This is a genomic window from Pseudemcibacter aquimaris, from assembly GCF_028869115.1.
Taxonomy (GTDB): Bacteria; Pseudomonadota; Alphaproteobacteria; order Sphingomonadales; family Emcibacteraceae; genus Pseudemcibacter; species Pseudemcibacter aquimaris.
On sequence record NZ_CP079800.1, the window covers coordinates 2,703,365 to 2,721,010 of the forward strand.

Genomic DNA, 17,646 nt, shown 5'->3' on the forward strand with positions numbered 1-17,646 from the left:
CGAATGATGCTATTTAAAAATTATATTACTGTCGCATGGCGCAACATTTATAATCATAAATTATTCAGTGCCATTAACATTCTGGGTCTAGCCATCGGCCTTGCTGCCTGCATGATGATTGCCTTATTTGTCCGTGACGAGGTTGGATATGACAAGTTCTGGTCCAAGGCTGATAATATATACAGAATGCATCAAACCTTCCTGCCAACAGCGAGGCCGCCTATGGAATTCTCGCTCGCGGCTGGTCCCATCATCCATGCTTTAAAGAAAGATTTCCCACAAATTGAACATGCTGCTCGGATTTCAGGAAAGCGAGTAACATTTACAATAGACGGAAATTATTTCGAAGAAACCATCGGCCTCGTCGATGCGGAATTTCTTAATATATTTGACCTTAATGCCTTATCAGGAAACATCAACAACGCACTTGTCGATCAAAGTAGTATCGTCCTTACCAAGACACTCGCTGATAAATATTTCCCAAACGGCGACGCGTTAGGTCAATCTATCACGGTCAACGCCGATGTTTTTGAACGTGAATTTAGAATTAGCGCCGTTGTTGAAGACATGCCAGAAAACACTATTCTTGGGGGTGATGCTTTTTTACCGATCGTAGAAGAAGAATGGAAAAGCCAAGAATGGATGTTTGATAGCTGGTTCTCGGTTAATAGTTTTCTTTATTATACGATACGTGACGGCGCAGATATCAATGAAATAGATGCACAAATGCCTACTTTCATTGACCGTAATTTCCCTGAACAAGGAAGCGGTGATAAAGTTTCAAGCTTCGTTGAACTAAGCTCTATGCCTATTACGGATTTGCATTTGCAGGCACCGGGAACAAGCGAATTTACAGAAAGCGGAAGCTTAAATACCGTACTTATATTCTCTGCTGTTGCTTTTTTAATATTACTAATTGCATCCATCAATTTTATGAACTTAAGCACAGCCCGTGCAAGTCAACGGGCCAAAGAAGTTAGTCTTCGTAAGGTTTTGGGGGCATCCCGTAAAAATCTGGTCTCCCAATTTATTGGCGAATCCATCTTGTTAACATTGTTCGCTTTGCTTCTTTCAATGGCAATCGTGGAAATGTCCTTGCCACTTTACAATGAAACAATCGGTAAGGATTTATCGTTTGATTACGCATCAAGTGATCTGCTTCTGGTGATGCTGATGGCAGCAGCCGTTGGATTAATGGGTGGATTATACCCTGCCTTTATCCTATCTGGATTTAGACCAGCCGAAGTTTTAAAAGCAAATAAATCATCAGAAGGGGGCGCATCCGCAAAATTAAGAGCCGCACTGGTTATTTTCCAATTTGCGATTTCAATTACCCTGTTCGTTTCAACAGCCGTCGTTTACGGCCAGATGCTTTATGCGAAAAACATCGAACTTGGGTTTGATAAAGAACGTATGATTGTTATCGGCAATCTATACCGTGATGCGGCCCATAATAAACAAGCAACACTTGTAAATGAATATAAACGCATTCCGAATGTCATAAATGTTGCAACGTCAAATGATGCACCAGGTGTACCGACCGAAAACAACACAGGCCTTCGCACACCGGAAATGCCCGCAGAAGATACACAATTAATCGGTAACCGCACCGTGGGTTATGATTATTTTGAAACCTATAACATCCCGCTTATCGCAGGACGCTATTATGACATTAACAAAAATGACGAACGCGCAGAATTCAGCGCCATCCGCGAAGGAAACGGCCATGTTAGTTCATTGGTCATCAATGAAACGGCTGTTCGCACATTAGGGTTCAGTAGCGCAGAAGAGGCCGTCGGCAAATCCCTTTACCGTCCATTCGGCAATAATGATGAATCCTTTATTATGGAATATGAAATCATTGGTGTTGTTGTTGATTCCCATTTGGACACACTTAAAAAACAGATCAGACCGGAAATGTTCGACCTGACACCAACCCTCGCCCAATATGTTACCGTTAAATATACCGGTGACCCAATGGCGGTCGTTGACCAATTAAAACAAATCTGGGAACAAGAAATCCCGAGCGTCCCGTTTGATTATAATTTTGCCACTGACAATCTTGAAAACCAATATGAACAAGAACAAGGCGAAATGGCAATGTTTGCGACCTTCTCTGGTCTAGCAATCTTCATTGCCTGTCTTGGTCTTTATGGTCTTGCAAGTTTCACAGCAGAACGCCGCACAAAGGAAATCGGCATTCGTAAGGTCATGGGCGCAAGCGTGTTTGACATTGTGAAGCTACTGGTTTGGCAATTTTCAAAACCAGTCTTCATTGCAAATGCAATTGCCTGGCCGGTGGCATTTTATGCCATGACAGTTTGGTTAGAAAGTTTCGTTTACCGTATCGAGTTTATTTTCATTCTTGGTTTTTGTGCACTCGCCGGTGTGGCTGCGCTTCTTATTGCGTGGGCAACAGTGGCAAGTAACAGTTTCCGTGTTGCACGTGCCAACCCCATCAAAGCATTAAGGTATGAATAATGAAGGCTAAAAATTACATCAATAGTGCCCTGCGCAATTTTTATAAATATAAACTATTCAGCGCCATCAATATCCTTGGTCTGGCGATCGGATTTGCATCCTGCATTCTGATTATGATGTTTGTAAAAGATGAACTTAGCTATGATAAATGGATTCCAAATAACGAAGATATTTACCGCGTTGAACTGGTAAGCCATGCACCAACAGCTCGTACCTTTAACCTTGCTGCGTCGATGGGACCGCTAAAACCATTCATCGAACAGGATTTCCCAGGCATTGAGGAAACAGCACGACTTTATTACGCCAACCGAAACATCAAAAAAGGAAATGATTATTTTTCAGAAGAAATCGCCTTTGTAGATGGTAATTTCTTTAATATTTTTGACATGCCATTGGTACATGGTGAAAAAATAACTTCTTTTACCGACCCATCTGCGGCAATCATTTCAGAAGAAATGGCCATTAAATATTTTGGAACCACAGATGTTCTGGGCCAAAGCATTAGTTCCAGCGTAGGCCGTGATTATAACGTAGTCGCAGTTCTTAAAGATTTACCGCAAAATTCACATATGAATCTGGATATTGTCGTCCCGTTTTCTTATACCGAATTCCCACAGCCGCAAGATGATAATGATGAATTATCTGTACTGGATAATTGGTTTAACATTGGCACTTATATTTATGTAAAACTGGGTGCGAACACAACGGAAGCCGCAATTGAAAATGAATTTCCGGCATTCCTTGACCGTAGAGGGCCAAGACCAAACGACACAATTGTACCAAGCAAAAGATGGGAACTGCATCTTATGCCGCTTACGGATATCCATTTAAAAGGATCTGAATCCGCGCGCATCAAACCAAAAGGCAATATGACGACAATCATTTCCTTTTCTATGATTGCGTTACTGATCCTTGTGATTGCCTGTTTTAATTTTATGAATCTATCGACTGCACGTGCAAGCCTTAGGTCACGTGAAGTTGCCATCAGAAAAGTTCTTGGCGCCGGTAAAAAAGATATCATTTTCCAATTTTTATCAGAAGCCATCCTGATGGCGTCAATAGCACTTCTTCTTGCACTAGTTATTGTGGAAATTACACTGCCATACTACAGCGAAATTGTTGAAAAAATGCTTGAAATCAATGCCCTTCAATCCCCAGCAACCATGTTCCTGATTGTGGCTTTAACAATATTTGTTGCGGTTGGCGCAGGGGCACACCCTGCTTTCGTTATGTCATCCTTTAGGCCTAGCAAAGTTCTCTCTTCCGGGCGTTCTGAAACAGTTGGATCCCTTAGAATGCGTATGGCACTGGTCATCATTCAATTCACCATCTGTATCACGCTGATCATTTCTGCCTTTGTGGTTTATTCACAATTGGACTATAGCATTGACCGTGACGCAGGTTTTGAAAAAGAAAATCTTATGGTTATTAACCGCATCAGTGATCCATTGGTGCAGGAACATGCCGTTACTTTAAAACAAAGATTACTATCCCACCCAAATGTTGCAAGTGCCACACTAACATCCGCGGTTCCAGCCGATAGAATGGTTGCCATGGTGGGTTTTGGTAATGTTGATGGTGTTGAAGTTGACCCGATCCTTGCACGAATTCAAAGCATCGATGAAGATTTCTTAAACACATATGGCATTAATGTAACCCATGGAAGAAATCTGGATGAAACACGCGGTGATGATATTACGCTGCTTTACGGTGAAGATGTAAAAGACAGCAACGTATTAATCAACGCATCAGCCGTTGGCCAGTTTGGTTTTAAAAACGCAGAAGACGCCATTGGTAAAAGGCTTGTTGATGAAAATGCGTTCACCATCGTCGGGGTTATTCCTGATCTTCATTTACAAACAACACGTGATGAATCAAATCCGACAATTTATTATATTGATCAGGAATTTTATTACCGCCTCACGTTAAAGTTAACAGGTGATGATACAGAACGTGTTGTTGCCGAAATTAATGAAATCTGGAATGACTTATTCCCACAAGTTCCATTCACACAAGTATTCCTCGAAGAAAAAATTGCGGAACAATATAAATCTGATCAGGATCAAGGAAGATTATTTCTTATTTTCTCAGCACTTGCGATCGTGATTTCAAGCATGGGGCTTTACGGCCTTGCAAGCTTTACAACAGAACGACGCGTGAAAGAAATCGGCATCCGTAAAGTCATGGGCGCCAGTGTATTTGAAATTGTGCATTTATTAATGTGGCAATTTTCCAAACCCGTACTTATTGCTAATCTGATTGCATGGCCATTATCATTTTACATGATGACCAGATGGCTTGAGGGCTTTTCTTACAGAATTGATGCCACCTACATCATCGGATTTTCAATTGTTGCAGGTTTAATCGCGCTGATGATTGCATGGGGAACGGTCGCGGGCAATAGCATCCGCGTCGCCAAATCAAACCCAATCAATGCATTAAGATATGAATAGGAGAAAACATTGCTATTAAATCATATCCATATGGCGTTTAGAAGCATCCTCAAACAACGCCTTTATAGCACGATCAACATCGTTGGATTGGCTGCGGGACTTGCCGTTGCAATCCTAATTATCCTGTTTGTTAATCACGAAAGCAGTTTCGATAGCAATGTGCCAAACAATGATCGTGTTTACCGTCTGAATTGGGAAAGCACATCAAGCGGCGCAAGATTTGCCACATTTTTTAATCCGTTATCCCCGGTTATTGCGGATGCATACCCAAATGACGTGGAAGATGTAAGTCGCATTGCGCTAACAGAAAGTTTGCTAACCATTGGTGATAATAAATTATATCAAACGGTTAGTTTTGTTGACCCTAATTATTTTGAATTTTTCGGAAACAATTTCATTCAAGGTAATCAAAACGCATTAAAGAACCAGAATAATATGGTTTTAAGCCGGATTGCCGCCGACACCCTATTCCCCGGCGAAAACCCAATTGGAAAAACTATCACAATCGATGGTCAGCACGATTTTCAAGTCACTGCGATTATCGAAAATAATGAAAGCAACAGTCATCAGGTTTCAAACATTTATGCCCATATGGAAATGTTACCTGTCGTCTGGAATGATGACACATTTTGGGAACGTAATTTTTCCGATCAGCTTTATCATTATATAAGATTGGCACCAAATGTAAGTGGTGACACATTCGCCGCCAATGCCCATAAATATATCAAAGATAACATTAGCAGCGATTTCGCAGAAGATTTGGGCGTTTATGCACAAAGTTTAAAAGACATTCATTTCAATACTGAATTACAAAATGAAATGACCGTTCGCGATACAATGACCGGACTTTCAAAGCCGGGCAGACAGAAATCTGATATTTCCATTTTTGCCATTGTCGCCATTTTGGCGATTGTGATTGCCACGTTTAACTTTGTGAATATGCAAATCGCACAAAGCAGCAATAGAACAAAAGAGGTCGGCGTCAGAAAAGTACTTGGCGCAAGCAGAAAACAAATCGCCGCACAGTTCATTGTGGAATCAACCCTGATGGCTTTAATCGCGCTAATCTGTGCATTGGTTCTTGTGGAAATGTTCTCACCATTTTTTGGCAGCATGCTTGGTGTTCCACTTACGGCTGCGGCTGTATATAACGTCGCCTTTATGGGTGGGTTGATATTACTTGCGGTTATGGTTGGCATTATATCCGGTCTTTATCCTGCCCTGATTGTCTCTGGTATTTTACCGGCTATCGCGGTTCGCGGGCGTGCCTTTAACGGTGTTGGCTCAGCAAAGCTGCGCGCTACATTAGTGGTGATGCAATTTGCCATTGCCATCGGGCTAATGTCCGCAACTGGCATTGTGAATGATCAGATCAACTTTGCACTTAATGGTTCACTTGGGTATGAGCCAGAAAATGTCATCACGGTAAGCTTAAATAACAGCGAAGCGAGAAACGCATATCAAACCATGCATGATCAGCTGCTTGCTAATCCAGCGATCTCAGCTGTATCAAGCGGATCAATCATCCCGACGGGTGATTTATCGGATGGTTCCGTCTTTCAAAAAGAGGGTGAAGCACCAGATTTTCAAATCATTACACGTCGCGTCAGCGTAAATGACGGATATTTCGATACGCTTGGCATGGAAATGGCCGCGGGCCGTCCATTAAGCAAGGATTTCCTTGGTGATATTATGCCAAACTTTTCACCGGAAAATCCGACGGTCAGCGGTGGTATTATTTTAAACGAAACCGCCGCTCGTCAAGCCGGATGGACCGACCCCAATAATGCCGTCGGCGAACAAATTTATACTGCGTTTTCATTTGGTGGTACGGATTACCGTTTAAACTTCAATATTGTTGGAATTGTAAAAGACATTCATTTTGGATCCGTTAGATCAGAGCCTGCCTCCCTTTCCTTCCTCATGACAGAAGGTGTCGGTAATAAAATGGTGATTAAAGCAGAGGAAGGCGCATTAAACGCCGCAACCGCAGCCATTGATAACATCTGGGCGCAACATGTCACTGAATACCCAATCCGCAGAACATATCTGGAAGAAGATTACGCATCCTTCTACGCCGTAGAAGGTCGTGTCTTCAGAATGTTTATTGGCTTTGCAGGAATTACGGCAATGATCGCTTGTATCGGTTTATATGGCCTTGCCAGTTTCATCGCAGATCGCCGCACCAAAGAAATCGGCATCCGCAAGGTTCTTGGCGCATCTGTTATGAACATTGTCACCATGTTATCATGGGAACTTTCAAAATTAGTATTGATTGCCAATGTCATCGCATGGCCCGTTGCATGGATCATGATGAATGATTGGCTAATGGCATTTAACACTCGCATTGATATGAGCATCCTGCCTTATCTAATCGCTGGTGTTGTTGCCTTCGTACTTGCATATGCCACCACATCCATCAAGGCATGGGGTGCGGCAACCATTAATCCTGTTTATTCACTTAAAAGCGAATAGAAAAGAGAAACGTTATGTTTAAAAATTACATCAAAGTCGCAATCAGAAGCATCTTGAAAAACAAGCTTTATGCCGTGATTAACATTTTGGGGCTCTCTATCGGGCTTGCTATTTATATGTTTGGTTCGCTTTTTGCAGAATATGAAAAAACGCATGACTTAAGTTTTCAAAATGCGGAACGTATTTACACCATTCGCGGTGATGTGAACCCGCAATCCAATCTTGGACTTAATCAAATTGATGGCGTTCAGGGGGCCGTTGGACCGCTGATTAAATCTGACCTTGAACAGGTTGAGGCCGTGGCCCGCACGATTTTCAGGGAATTTCTGGTAACCGTTGGCGAAAATAATTTTTATCAAAACGTACGCTTTGCCGATCCGGAATTACTGGACATATTCGAACTAACGTTCCTGCAAGGAAACCGTACGGCACTGGATGGTTCAAACAGCGTGATAATTTCCACCACGATGGCCGAAAAATTCTTTGGTGATACTGACCCAATGGGGAAAACCATTACACTGGATCATGAACATGATTTAACGGTTGCGGCCGTGATTGACGAACTACCCGCTAATACACACTTTAGCGCAGGTTTCGCAAGTGAAATGACAAGACCGCTTGATGTTATCGTTCCTGTACGTGCCATGGAACGTATTACAGAATTCCAACCTGATACAAACTGGGGCAGTACATCTATGGGTAACCTGACCTACGTGCTGTTACCCGAAAACCTGGATAGGGACTGGCTACAAACACAAATGGATGGTATTTATGAACGCCACATGCCAGAAGATCAACGTGACTTCCTGTCTGGATTTAACGTACGACCATTACAGGAACAAAATATGGCTTTATGGGCGATGCTGGGACTTCCTGTCATTGATGTCGTACAAGTTCTAGGTATTGTTGTTCTGGTCATTGCTTGCGTGAATTATACGAACCTTGCCGCAGCACAATCAATGGGACGCGCACGTGAAGTGGGCCTAAGAAAAACGCTGGGTGCAAACAAGAAACAATTGCTGACCCAGTTCCTGGTTGAAAGCATGACGATAACGTTTTTCTCATTGCTGCTTTCGCTTTCCGTGCTTGAATTAATCATTCCTATGTTCAATGCAGCATCAGGCAAGGTTCTCACAATTAACTATATTCAAGAACTTCCATGGTTGATCGCTACCACCATGGTTGTCGGTGGTTTTGCTGGCAGTTATCCGGCTTACCTGATCACCAAAACCAACCCAATTGATGCATTACGTGATAGTGCTAGAAAAGGCCGTGGCGCATCACTCATTAGAGCGATCATGATTGGTGTACAATTTACATTCTCTGTATGTATTCTAGCGATGGTTTTGGTTGTTTATCAACAAAACTCGAAAGTGGAAGAAAGCAGCCGCATTTTCCCGAAAGATCAGATTTATACTTTGAACCGTTTAAATGTGGATCAAATGGAAGATCGCCATGAAGTACTTAGAAATGAAATGATGAATGTCCCCTATGTGGAAAACTTTACTCTTTCGTCACAGGTTCCTTATGAACAAACAAATACATCGATTAATGCTTCACGTATTCTAAATGATTTTGAATCAACAATCAGTCTGCATCAGATCAATATCGATGACAGCTTTGCTGATACTTATGACATTCCATTTGTTGCAGGCAGGGATATTTCAAAAGAATATGCCAAAGACACCCACATCCGCGAAGATGGTGAGGTAAATGTTTTAATTAATGAAACGGCCGTAAGGACCCTTGGCTTTGAAAGTGCAGACGCAGCCGTTGGACAAGTTTTCTACGAAGACGAAGGAGATGAAAGAGGCATCACCACTTACACAATCGTCGGAGTTATGGCCGATAGAAATATTCTTGGCCTATTTAATGTTGTTAAACCAACCTTCTTTTTCATGAGACCTGGTTCATACAGACTTGCGTCTGTGAAAATTTCGAAAGACGCGCCGATCAGTGTCGTTCGTGATATTGAAGATGCATGGGCAACTGTTTATGCCGACTATCCGATGCAAGGTCAGTTCTTAAATGAAATATTCCAGATGGTTTATATGCTTTTTGAATTGGCCACATCAACACTTGGTTCAATTGCATTTGTCGCACTGGCACTTGCTTCATTTGGTCTCTTTGGTTTAGCTGCCTTTATGGCGGAACAAAAAACCAAAGAAATCGGTATCCGTAAAGTTCTAGGCGCGAGCAATAATCAAATCGTTAGACTGCTGATCTGGCAATTTTCAACACCAGTGTTATGGGCAACACCCATTGCACTTGGCATCGCATTCTTTGCATCCAGCCAGTATCTAAATTTCTTTGCGGAACGTATTGGCCTTCCTTATGGTATGCTGATCGGTGCAGGCATTGTGGGTATTCTGATTGCCGCCGCAACCGTCGCAACGCACGCATTTAATGTGGCAAAAACCAATCCGGTTAATGCATTGCATTATGAGTAAATAAATATAAAATCTACGCATAATTAAAAGGGAAAAATTATGCGTAGATTATTTTTTATTCTTCTGTCTACATATCTGGGTTTATCTATTGGTTTTTCTCAAGAAAAAGAATTCGCCGGATATGTAAGTTCTGCGTCACCGGAAGCAACTGATGTCGGTGTAAAAATCCTTGAAAACGGTGGTAATGCTTATGACGCTGCCGTGGCTGTTGCCTTAGCGCTGGGTCCCGGCGAACCGGCCGGATCGGGAATATTCGGACAAACCGTGATGCTTGTCCAACCTGCAAATGGCGACGCATTTGTCATTCATGGAACCACCCTTTCCCCGTCCAATATTCCTGATAAAGTTACGCGCAGCCAACTTGTCCGTGGAAGAACAGCATCAACCGTTCCGTCCCAATTACGTGTTCTTGATTATACATTCAAAAATTACGCAAGCGGTAATTTCACATGGAAAGAATTGGTGATGCCTGCCGTTGATTTATACAGAAATGGTATTGAAGTCGGTTATTTTCGTCATAAAGCCTTCGCCCATTACGGCATGGGATTAAAAGGGCAAAAAGAAGCCGCCGAAATTTTCTTAAAATCTGATGGAAGCGCTTATGACATCGGTGAAATTTTTAAACAACCGATAATGGCTGATACTTTGGAACGTATTGCCAATAAAGGCGCAGACGAATTTTATCAAGGCGACATGGCCCGTGAAATTGCCGCTGACCTTCAAGAAAATGGTGGTTGGATTACCTATGATGATCTGGCAAACTTTCCTGAACCCGCCATTGTTGAACCTATAAAATCAACTTACCGTGGATATGAGGTACTCTCCCTTCCACCGCCATATGGTGGATGGGTAATGTTGCAAATCTTAAATCTGCTTGAGGCACAATCAACGGATGCAGTTAACCAAGATAATGCAGAACGAAAAATTGCACTTTTAAATGCAATGCGACTTGGTCACGGGACAAGGAAAAATAACCCACCACCCGACTTTCATAATTATCAAGATGATATCAGTCATAAACTTTCTAAAGAAGAAGCCCAACGCATGATTGAAAATTTCAAATCCGGTAAAGGTGGTGAAACAACACATTTTTCTGTTGTTGACGCAGAAGGTAATGCAATTGCCGTCACCATGAGTATCGATAATTATTTCGGAGCATTGGTTGCTCATCCAACGCTTGGGTTTTTGTATAATAATTATATGCAATCTTTCCGCATAGAAGATGATGGCTCACCGTATGTCTTAAAGGCTAATGAAATGCCATTAAGCTCTATGTCGGGAACCATTGTCCGTAAAAATAATGAAACCAAAATGGTTCTTGGTAGCCCTGCCAGTGCCAGAATTATTTCCGCCATTGCACAAGTAACCAGTTACTGGATTGATGTTGAACAAAATATAGAAAAAGCGGTTTCCGCATTCAGAGTACACGTGGTGCCGGATGATAAAGCCTATATCGAAGGCCCGAATATTGATAACGAGCTGATCAAGAAAATGGCTGAATATGATTATAATCTGAACAGACCGAATTACGGCGTTGCAAATGGACATTTTGATCCTTACTTTGGCGGTGTTCATGCACTAGCCAATGAAAACGGAAAATGGTCTGGTGCAGCCGACCCAAGAAGGGATGGAACCGCAAAGCCAGCATGGAAAAATTAATTCCAAACTCATTAAAGCAGCATAACAAAATAAGAACGCTTTATGAAAAGGGAAGCTCGACCTTAACTGTTGTTCCGCTTCCCTTTTTGCTTTCAATATAAATGATCCCGTCCTGCATTTCCGTCAGTTTCTGAACCATCGGAAGCGACGCACCTGTATTGGATAAATTGACACGTGATCCGGTTTTTGAACCTCTTAATTCTTCATCAAGCACGTCATGATCCATTTCAGCACCATTATCATGAACGATAATTTCAAAATATTCTTCATGACATTTGACATTAAATGTGACCGTTTGACCCGCATTAGATGATTTGATTGCGTTACAGAGCAAATTGATCATGATCTGGGCGCAGATCCCTTTATCCAGTTCAGCAATACAACTTGTATCACCAAAGGTGGTTTCAAGTTTTACATTTTTCGCTTTTGCTTTTTGTCTGGCAAAATTGGCACATTTTTCTGCGATATCTAAAATCTGAAATTTTTCATTTTGTGAAGAAAGGTTACCAAGTTCCAAAATAGACTTTTCAAGCAAGCTATTCAGCATAAAGATAACATGTTGACCATTATCAATAATTTTGTCAGCATATTCAGCTGTTTCAGATGAACCACTTTCAGCTTGTTGATTGTTTTTTATAAGTTCCCCCAATCGGATGATATCCGATAATGATGATTTCAAGTCCCCTTCTACATTTGACCAAAATTGCATCTTTTCAAAATGTTCATCTTCAACACTATCTTCATTCAGGTTTATTCTTTTGTTCCAGGGTTCGGTAATATCCTGTACCGTGCCGTCCATTCGTATTGGGTTGCCATCATCATCAAGCAAAACTTCACCAATTTCATGAACCACTCTTTCTTCACCATCCGGCCTAATAATGCGGTGAAAAACGGAATAGGTATGCCCTGTATCAACGGCATTTTGAACGGCCGCCTTTACTTTTTCACGGTCTTCAGGGTGAACCCTTTCAAGGAAAGCTTCATAACTTTCTTTAAATTCCCGCACGCCAAGGCCGAAAATATTATAAATTTCATCTGACCAATGAACCACATTTGCCGGAATATCCCACACCCAATTCCCCATATGCGCAATGCGTTGCGCTCTTAAAAGCCTGGCTTCACTTTCGATCACTGCCTGATGAGCAGTAGATATCTTTTCAGTATTCATTATAAAATCCAATTAAATATAACTAAGCCACCAATGTTTATGGGTTCGGCGATATTCACCAAACCATTTACATGGGTAGTAAAATAAAAAAACGAAGAATGCCGTCATCAAATACCATCTGAACATATTTGGTTCATATGATACGGCCCACGATGAATGATCACGAAATGAACTGGTTTCGGTTCTGTGAAACAAATAAAGCAAATATGACGATACATGCACCAATGGCAAATGCAGTACATAAAAGAAAAATGGCGTCTTACCGTAAACAGCAAAAAAACGACCGACATTACCAGTCATTCGATCAAAATAAGGCATCAATAATATTGATGGCCCTAGCGTCATTAACAAAAATAACAGTGATGGCGGATATTTTTCCGTATTCAGGAATGACATAACCGTGTATGCAAATCCACGCTCCTGCACAGCCCAGTTTTCAGTATCACCATATATATTCAGATAGCGTAAAATCACGAATAAAATGATCGCAGACCCACCAATTTTGAATAATGTTTTATGACGTTCTTCTATAGGTTTTGTGAATATATCCCCCATCAAATAACCCAATGCCATAACCCCAATCCAAGGGATACAAGGATATCCTGTTAAAAATCCACGAATAGGAAGATCAGGTGTTACTACATATGTTTGATTATGAAGAATATTCCATAACCAATAAAAATCCCCAAATGTTTCCGGCTCAATCCCATCAAGCAAGTTATGGCCAAATATCATCACAAGACTAATTGCCAAAATAATCTTTTTAGGCAAATGAATGAGACCAGCAAGACAAATCATACTTATGCCGATTGTCCAGATGACTTGAAGATAAAATGAATTATAAGTCCATAACTGCCACGCAAAGCTGATCCATGTTATTTCAACAACAATCAACCACAAACCACGCGTAGCCAGAAATTTTGAAAGTTCTTGTTTTTTAAGTCCCTTCGCCGTCATATGCAGATAACCACACCCACTGTGCCCACCTGTCCATGACCGATGGTTTCGGTAATTTTACGCACCATCACGGAAACTGAGGCCGCCGCATATCCAGCATCATGTCTCATATGCATTGGGGTTGTACCAGCATGATTTGCTTCGCCCTTAATGGTTAAAGCTGACCATGATATGCCTTGCACATTTTCAACGGCACCAATTTCAATGTTTTCTTTTTCAAGAACTGGTCCCTGCTCAATATGTAATTCCACAAATGCATGCGGGACAATTGCGCCGCATTCCATATCACCCAGATAACCAATTTTCTGAAGTTCATCTTTTAATAATTTTCCATCATTGGATTTTGTGGAATACGCCTTTTCCAAATCATAACCACCCGCATAAACTAGTGACCCCATCATATCCGGTTGGAAACGCACCCCTTCTTCGTTGGTGAAGAAAGCAACACATAAATCATGATCCGGAATGATATTATGATCAAGATAAGTGTTAATCACCTCAAGCCCCGCCAGCACCCCAAGCGGCCCATCAAGGTGTCCACCGTTACCGACCGTATCAATATGGGACCCCATCATGATAGGATTTTTATTGCCACTTCCCTTCAGTACTCCAAAGACATTACCAATTTTATCAATGGTAACTTCAAGTCCCAATTCACGCATCCAACCACGAACAAGATCACGGCCTTGCTTGTCTTCTTCACATAATGCAATGCGCCTTGCCCCACCCTCGGGTGTACGGCCGATTTCAGATAATTTTGTGATGCGGTCTTTAAGTCGTTCAAAATTAATATTCAATATTTTTCACCTTGAATGATGCCAACCCTTAAGCAAGCCATGGATATTTTCTAAAAGTTATTCTTATATTCAATATTCTGATCTTCAAGTGTTTTTTATCCCTTAATTTTCTTGAGCTTTAATTCCCTTATCTCTATAAGCACTGTCATGATGATTGGAACAATTCTAAAACATAAAATATATTATAATTTAATGATTGTAATGGCGGTATTTATTAATGCTATCGCCCCACTTTCAACTGTTTTTGCCAAGTCATCATTTTCAGAAGAAGACGAGCTATCGTCACTGTTCGGCGACAAAATTCTGATCTGTACGCCATTTGGCTATAAATACGTCAGTTTTGATGAACTTGATGACATGGATACCAGCGATCAAGAAGATTCTGCGAGCCATTGTTCATTATGCCAGATAAATACTGATGAAGATAAGCCGTATCTTGCTGACATAAAGTCGGTCATGGCCATTGAAATACATCAGGCAAAATCACATTTTATTGTTCAGCATAACATTCTAAAATCAAATAGACGGTTTAGCCCGTCAATCCCAAGGGCACCGCCCGTTTCTCTTTAACCTTAATTTTAAAACAAACCTAACGCGCCTGATGTCATTTGGCATCGGTGGTAATGCGCGTGCAATTTACAAAAATTATTTAAAGAGAAAAACTATGAATACGAAACTAACGACACTTACACTTGCTGCAACACTCGCAGCACAATCTACCTTCGCAGGCACACTTCCAACGGACCACGCGCCCATTGGCGTGATGGCTGATCATAACCACCTTGCAGGTGAATGGATGGCCGGATTTCGTTTTAATCAAATGAGCATGGAAAATAAAATGCTTGATGGTGATTATTTAAATGGAAAAATGATGGCCCCTAAAACCATGAAAAAGGAAATGTATGTAACAGGTCTAATGTATGGTCTAACCGATGAACTGACGCTCGTTGGAAATGTGCCGTTCGTGAAAACAAAAATGGCCATGGGCCGATCTATGGGTGCTGATTTCCAAACATCTGCTGATGGCATTGGTGATGTTAAACTGGGTGGCATATATACGCTTTATCAAAAAGATCACACCAAGGTCCTTCTTAATATGGCGATCAGCCTGCCAACCGGTTCAATCAATCAAACCGATGATACGCCAATGATGGCAAATCAACTTTTATCCCCCAATATGCAACCGGGTTCCGGTACATATGACATCATTTCAAGATTAACATATATCGATAGACAGGATGATCTTGCCTGGGGTGGGCAAATAATGGGCGTCATTCGCACCAACACCAACGACAATGATTACAAAATGGGCGACCGTATTGCTGCAAGTGCATGGGTTGGATATGACCTTGCCAATTTCATGAGTGTTTCATTAAGACTTGATGGTCAAAAATGGGGCGATACCAATTTAAATGGTACACCCGTCATGAACATGATGGGTGCAGAACGACTTGATCTGCTTGGCGGCATCAATTTCATTATCCCTGAAGGCACACTGAAAGGAAACCGTTTTGCCATCGAATTCGGCAAAGCCATCCACCAGGATGTTGGTACAAACATGATGGAAAATGATTACCGTCTACATGCTGGTTGGCAGCTTGCGTTCTAATGAAACCTTTTTATGATGCCTGCGTCACTTCGCCGCGGGCATCATGTCCATACATCCGCATAAGTGTTCTGATAAAGATAAACTGAACAATCAAAATCCCGAAAACGATATATGGTGATGGATAAAAACCCGCTACAATAAACGCCAACATTGTCATGGCACCATTTGTCAGCGCATAAGCAAATTGGGTCGATACATGATCAATATGCGGACAATCCGCCCCCATGGATGCAAGAACCGTTGTATCGGAAATTGGTGACGTATGATCACCGAAAAGACCACCGCTCAAAATCGCAGCAATGCTTAAAATCATTGGTGCATCCATCGCATGTGCCATCGGCACAACAATCACCATCAAAATAGCAAATGTTCCGTATGATGACCCCGTCGCAAAGGACATCATCGCCCCAAGGAAAAACACAATCAGCGGTAAAAAGCTTGGCTGAATTCGGTCGCCAATTAAACTGGCCAAATAAGCACCAGTCTTCATTTCGCTACAAATTGAACTAAGCGTCCAGGCAAGCAAAAGCACGATACAAATAAAGACCATTTTCTGCATGCCCTGCACGAAAATATTCAAGCTTTCATTATATGTTGTTTTTGCGTTTTTCTTCATTAAGTACGCACATCCCATCGATGCAAAAATATAAGCAAGCGTAATACCCGATCTTACATGCACGCTTTTGACACCATCTGTTACGGCGAAATAACCAATATAAATCGCCATTGTGCTTAACATTAAGCCAAGCGGCAAAAGAACGGTGATTAATTTCGGTTCTTCTTTTGTTGGTGTTTCGTCAGTTTCTTCTTCACTATCAATTGTGCCTTCAAGGCGCGCTTGATTATATCGTTCTTGTGCTGCGGCCATTGGGCCAAAATCACGGCCTGTGCTCACGATCATCGGAATAGAAAGAAGCGCCAAGAACGCATAAAACTGATATGGCCAAATGCTTAAAAGAACGGAAAAGCTGTCTTCTGTTAAGCCAACATCCGCGTACGCATTTTCAATTAAGCCCATAATATATACACCCCAACCCACAAACGGGATCAGGATACAAATCGGGGACGCTGTCGTATCGATGATATACGCAAGTTTTTCACGGCAAATTTTCAATTCACGAAATACTGGTTTAAATAACGGTCCAACAATTAGGGCGTTTCCACTGTCCGAGAAAAACACACTTAACCCCGTTGTCCACGCGGCAAGCTGCGCCTTGGCAGGATTACCGATAAATTTCACCATAACAGCCGCAAATGCGCGTGCCCCGCCGGATTTATCCAACATAAAGATAAAGCCGCCTATGGATAAAGTAACCACAAGAACCTGATTATTCGACGCAACAGCAAGCTGTGGGAATGCGTGAGTTTCAATGAATTCGGCAATAGCAAGAAACGGATTATAATCGGATAAAACCAATGCACCACTAAACGCACCTAATGTCAGTGAGAAAATAATATTTCTCGTATATACAGCCAGTACAATACTTAATGCTGGTGGCAAAATTGATAATACGCCATATTCATCCATTAAAAATTTCCCTCTTTTGTATTTGCCCCCATATGATTTGGTAAGTTAGTAGAACTATGCCCACTTGCA

General features: G+C 41.6%; 11 protein-coding genes. 7 read left to right on the forward strand and 4 right to left on the reverse strand.

Annotated features, from left to right (window positions below; all coding sequences use genetic code 11):
- Positions 1-3 precede the first annotated feature (3 nt).
- From KW060_RS12725 to KW060_RS12745, 5 genes are read left to right on the forward strand one after another with little or no spacing between them, the layout of a single operon-like run.
- Entirely contained in the window at positions 4-2,481 is a 2,478-nt protein-coding gene (locus tag KW060_RS12725) for an ABC transporter permease (RefSeq protein WP_249035766.1), read from the forward strand.
- Entirely contained in the window at positions 2,481-4,934 is a 2,454-nt protein-coding gene (locus tag KW060_RS12730) for an ABC transporter permease (RefSeq protein ID WP_249035767.1), read from the forward strand. Before KW060_RS12725 ends, KW060_RS12730 begins: the two co-directional genes overlap by 1 nt.
- Positions 4,935-4,943: 9 nt before the next feature.
- Entirely contained in the window at positions 4,944-7,409 is a 2,466-nt protein-coding gene (locus KW060_RS12735) for an ABC transporter permease (RefSeq protein ID WP_249035768.1), read from the forward strand.
- Positions 7,410-7,423: 14 nt separating this feature from the next.
- Entirely contained in the window at positions 7,424-9,859 is a 2,436-nt protein-coding gene (locus KW060_RS12740; protein WP_249035769.1) for an ABC transporter permease, read from the forward strand.
- Positions 9,860-9,898: 39 nt separating this feature from the next.
- A complete protein-coding gene (locus KW060_RS12745; protein ID WP_249035770.1) occupies positions 9,899-11,518 on the forward strand; it encodes a gamma-glutamyltransferase in 1,620 nt (539 codons plus the stop codon).
- Positions 11,519-11,558: 40 nt separating this feature from the next.
- On the opposite strand, the gene KW060_RS12750 is transcribed toward KW060_RS12745, so the two are convergent.
- Genes KW060_RS12750 through KW060_RS12760 form a run of 3 tightly spaced genes read right to left on the reverse strand, consistent with a single transcriptional unit; the run spans position 11,559 to position 14,440 of the window.
- Positions 11,559-12,686: a PAS domain-containing sensor histidine kinase gene (locus KW060_RS12750; RefSeq protein WP_249035771.1), complete on the reverse strand. Its 1,128-nt coding sequence runs from the start codon at positions 12,684-12,686 to the stop codon at positions 11,559-11,561.
- 12 nt (positions 12,687-12,698) lie between these two features.
- Entirely contained in the window at positions 12,699-13,643 is a 945-nt protein-coding gene (locus KW060_RS12755) for an acetyltransferase domain-containing protein (protein ID WP_249035772.1), read from the reverse strand.
- Entirely contained in the window at positions 13,640-14,440 is an 801-nt protein-coding gene (locus tag KW060_RS12760; protein WP_249035773.1) for a hydantoinase/carbamoylase family amidase, read from the reverse strand. The genes KW060_RS12755 and KW060_RS12760 overlap by 4 nt, the downstream gene beginning before the upstream one ends.
- A gap of 147 nt (positions 14,441-14,587) precedes the next feature.
- On the opposite strand from KW060_RS12760, the gene KW060_RS12765 reads away from it, so the two are divergent.
- Positions 14,588-15,010: a hypothetical protein gene (locus KW060_RS12765; protein WP_274757291.1), complete on the forward strand. Its 423-nt coding sequence runs from the start codon at positions 14,588-14,590 to the stop codon at positions 15,008-15,010.
- Between the two features lie 94 nt (positions 15,011-15,104).
- A complete protein-coding gene (locus tag KW060_RS12770) occupies positions 15,105-16,049 on the forward strand; it encodes a transporter (protein ID WP_249035775.1) in 945 nt (314 codons plus the stop codon).
- Positions 16,050-16,059: 10 nt separating this feature from the next.
- Here KW060_RS12770 and KW060_RS12775 read toward each other — a convergent pair whose 3' ends face one another.
- Positions 16,060-17,577: a Na+/H+ antiporter NhaC family protein gene (locus tag KW060_RS12775; RefSeq protein WP_249035776.1), complete on the reverse strand. Its 1,518-nt coding sequence runs from the start codon at positions 17,575-17,577 to the stop codon at positions 16,060-16,062.
- Positions 17,578-17,646 lie beyond the last annotated feature (69 nt).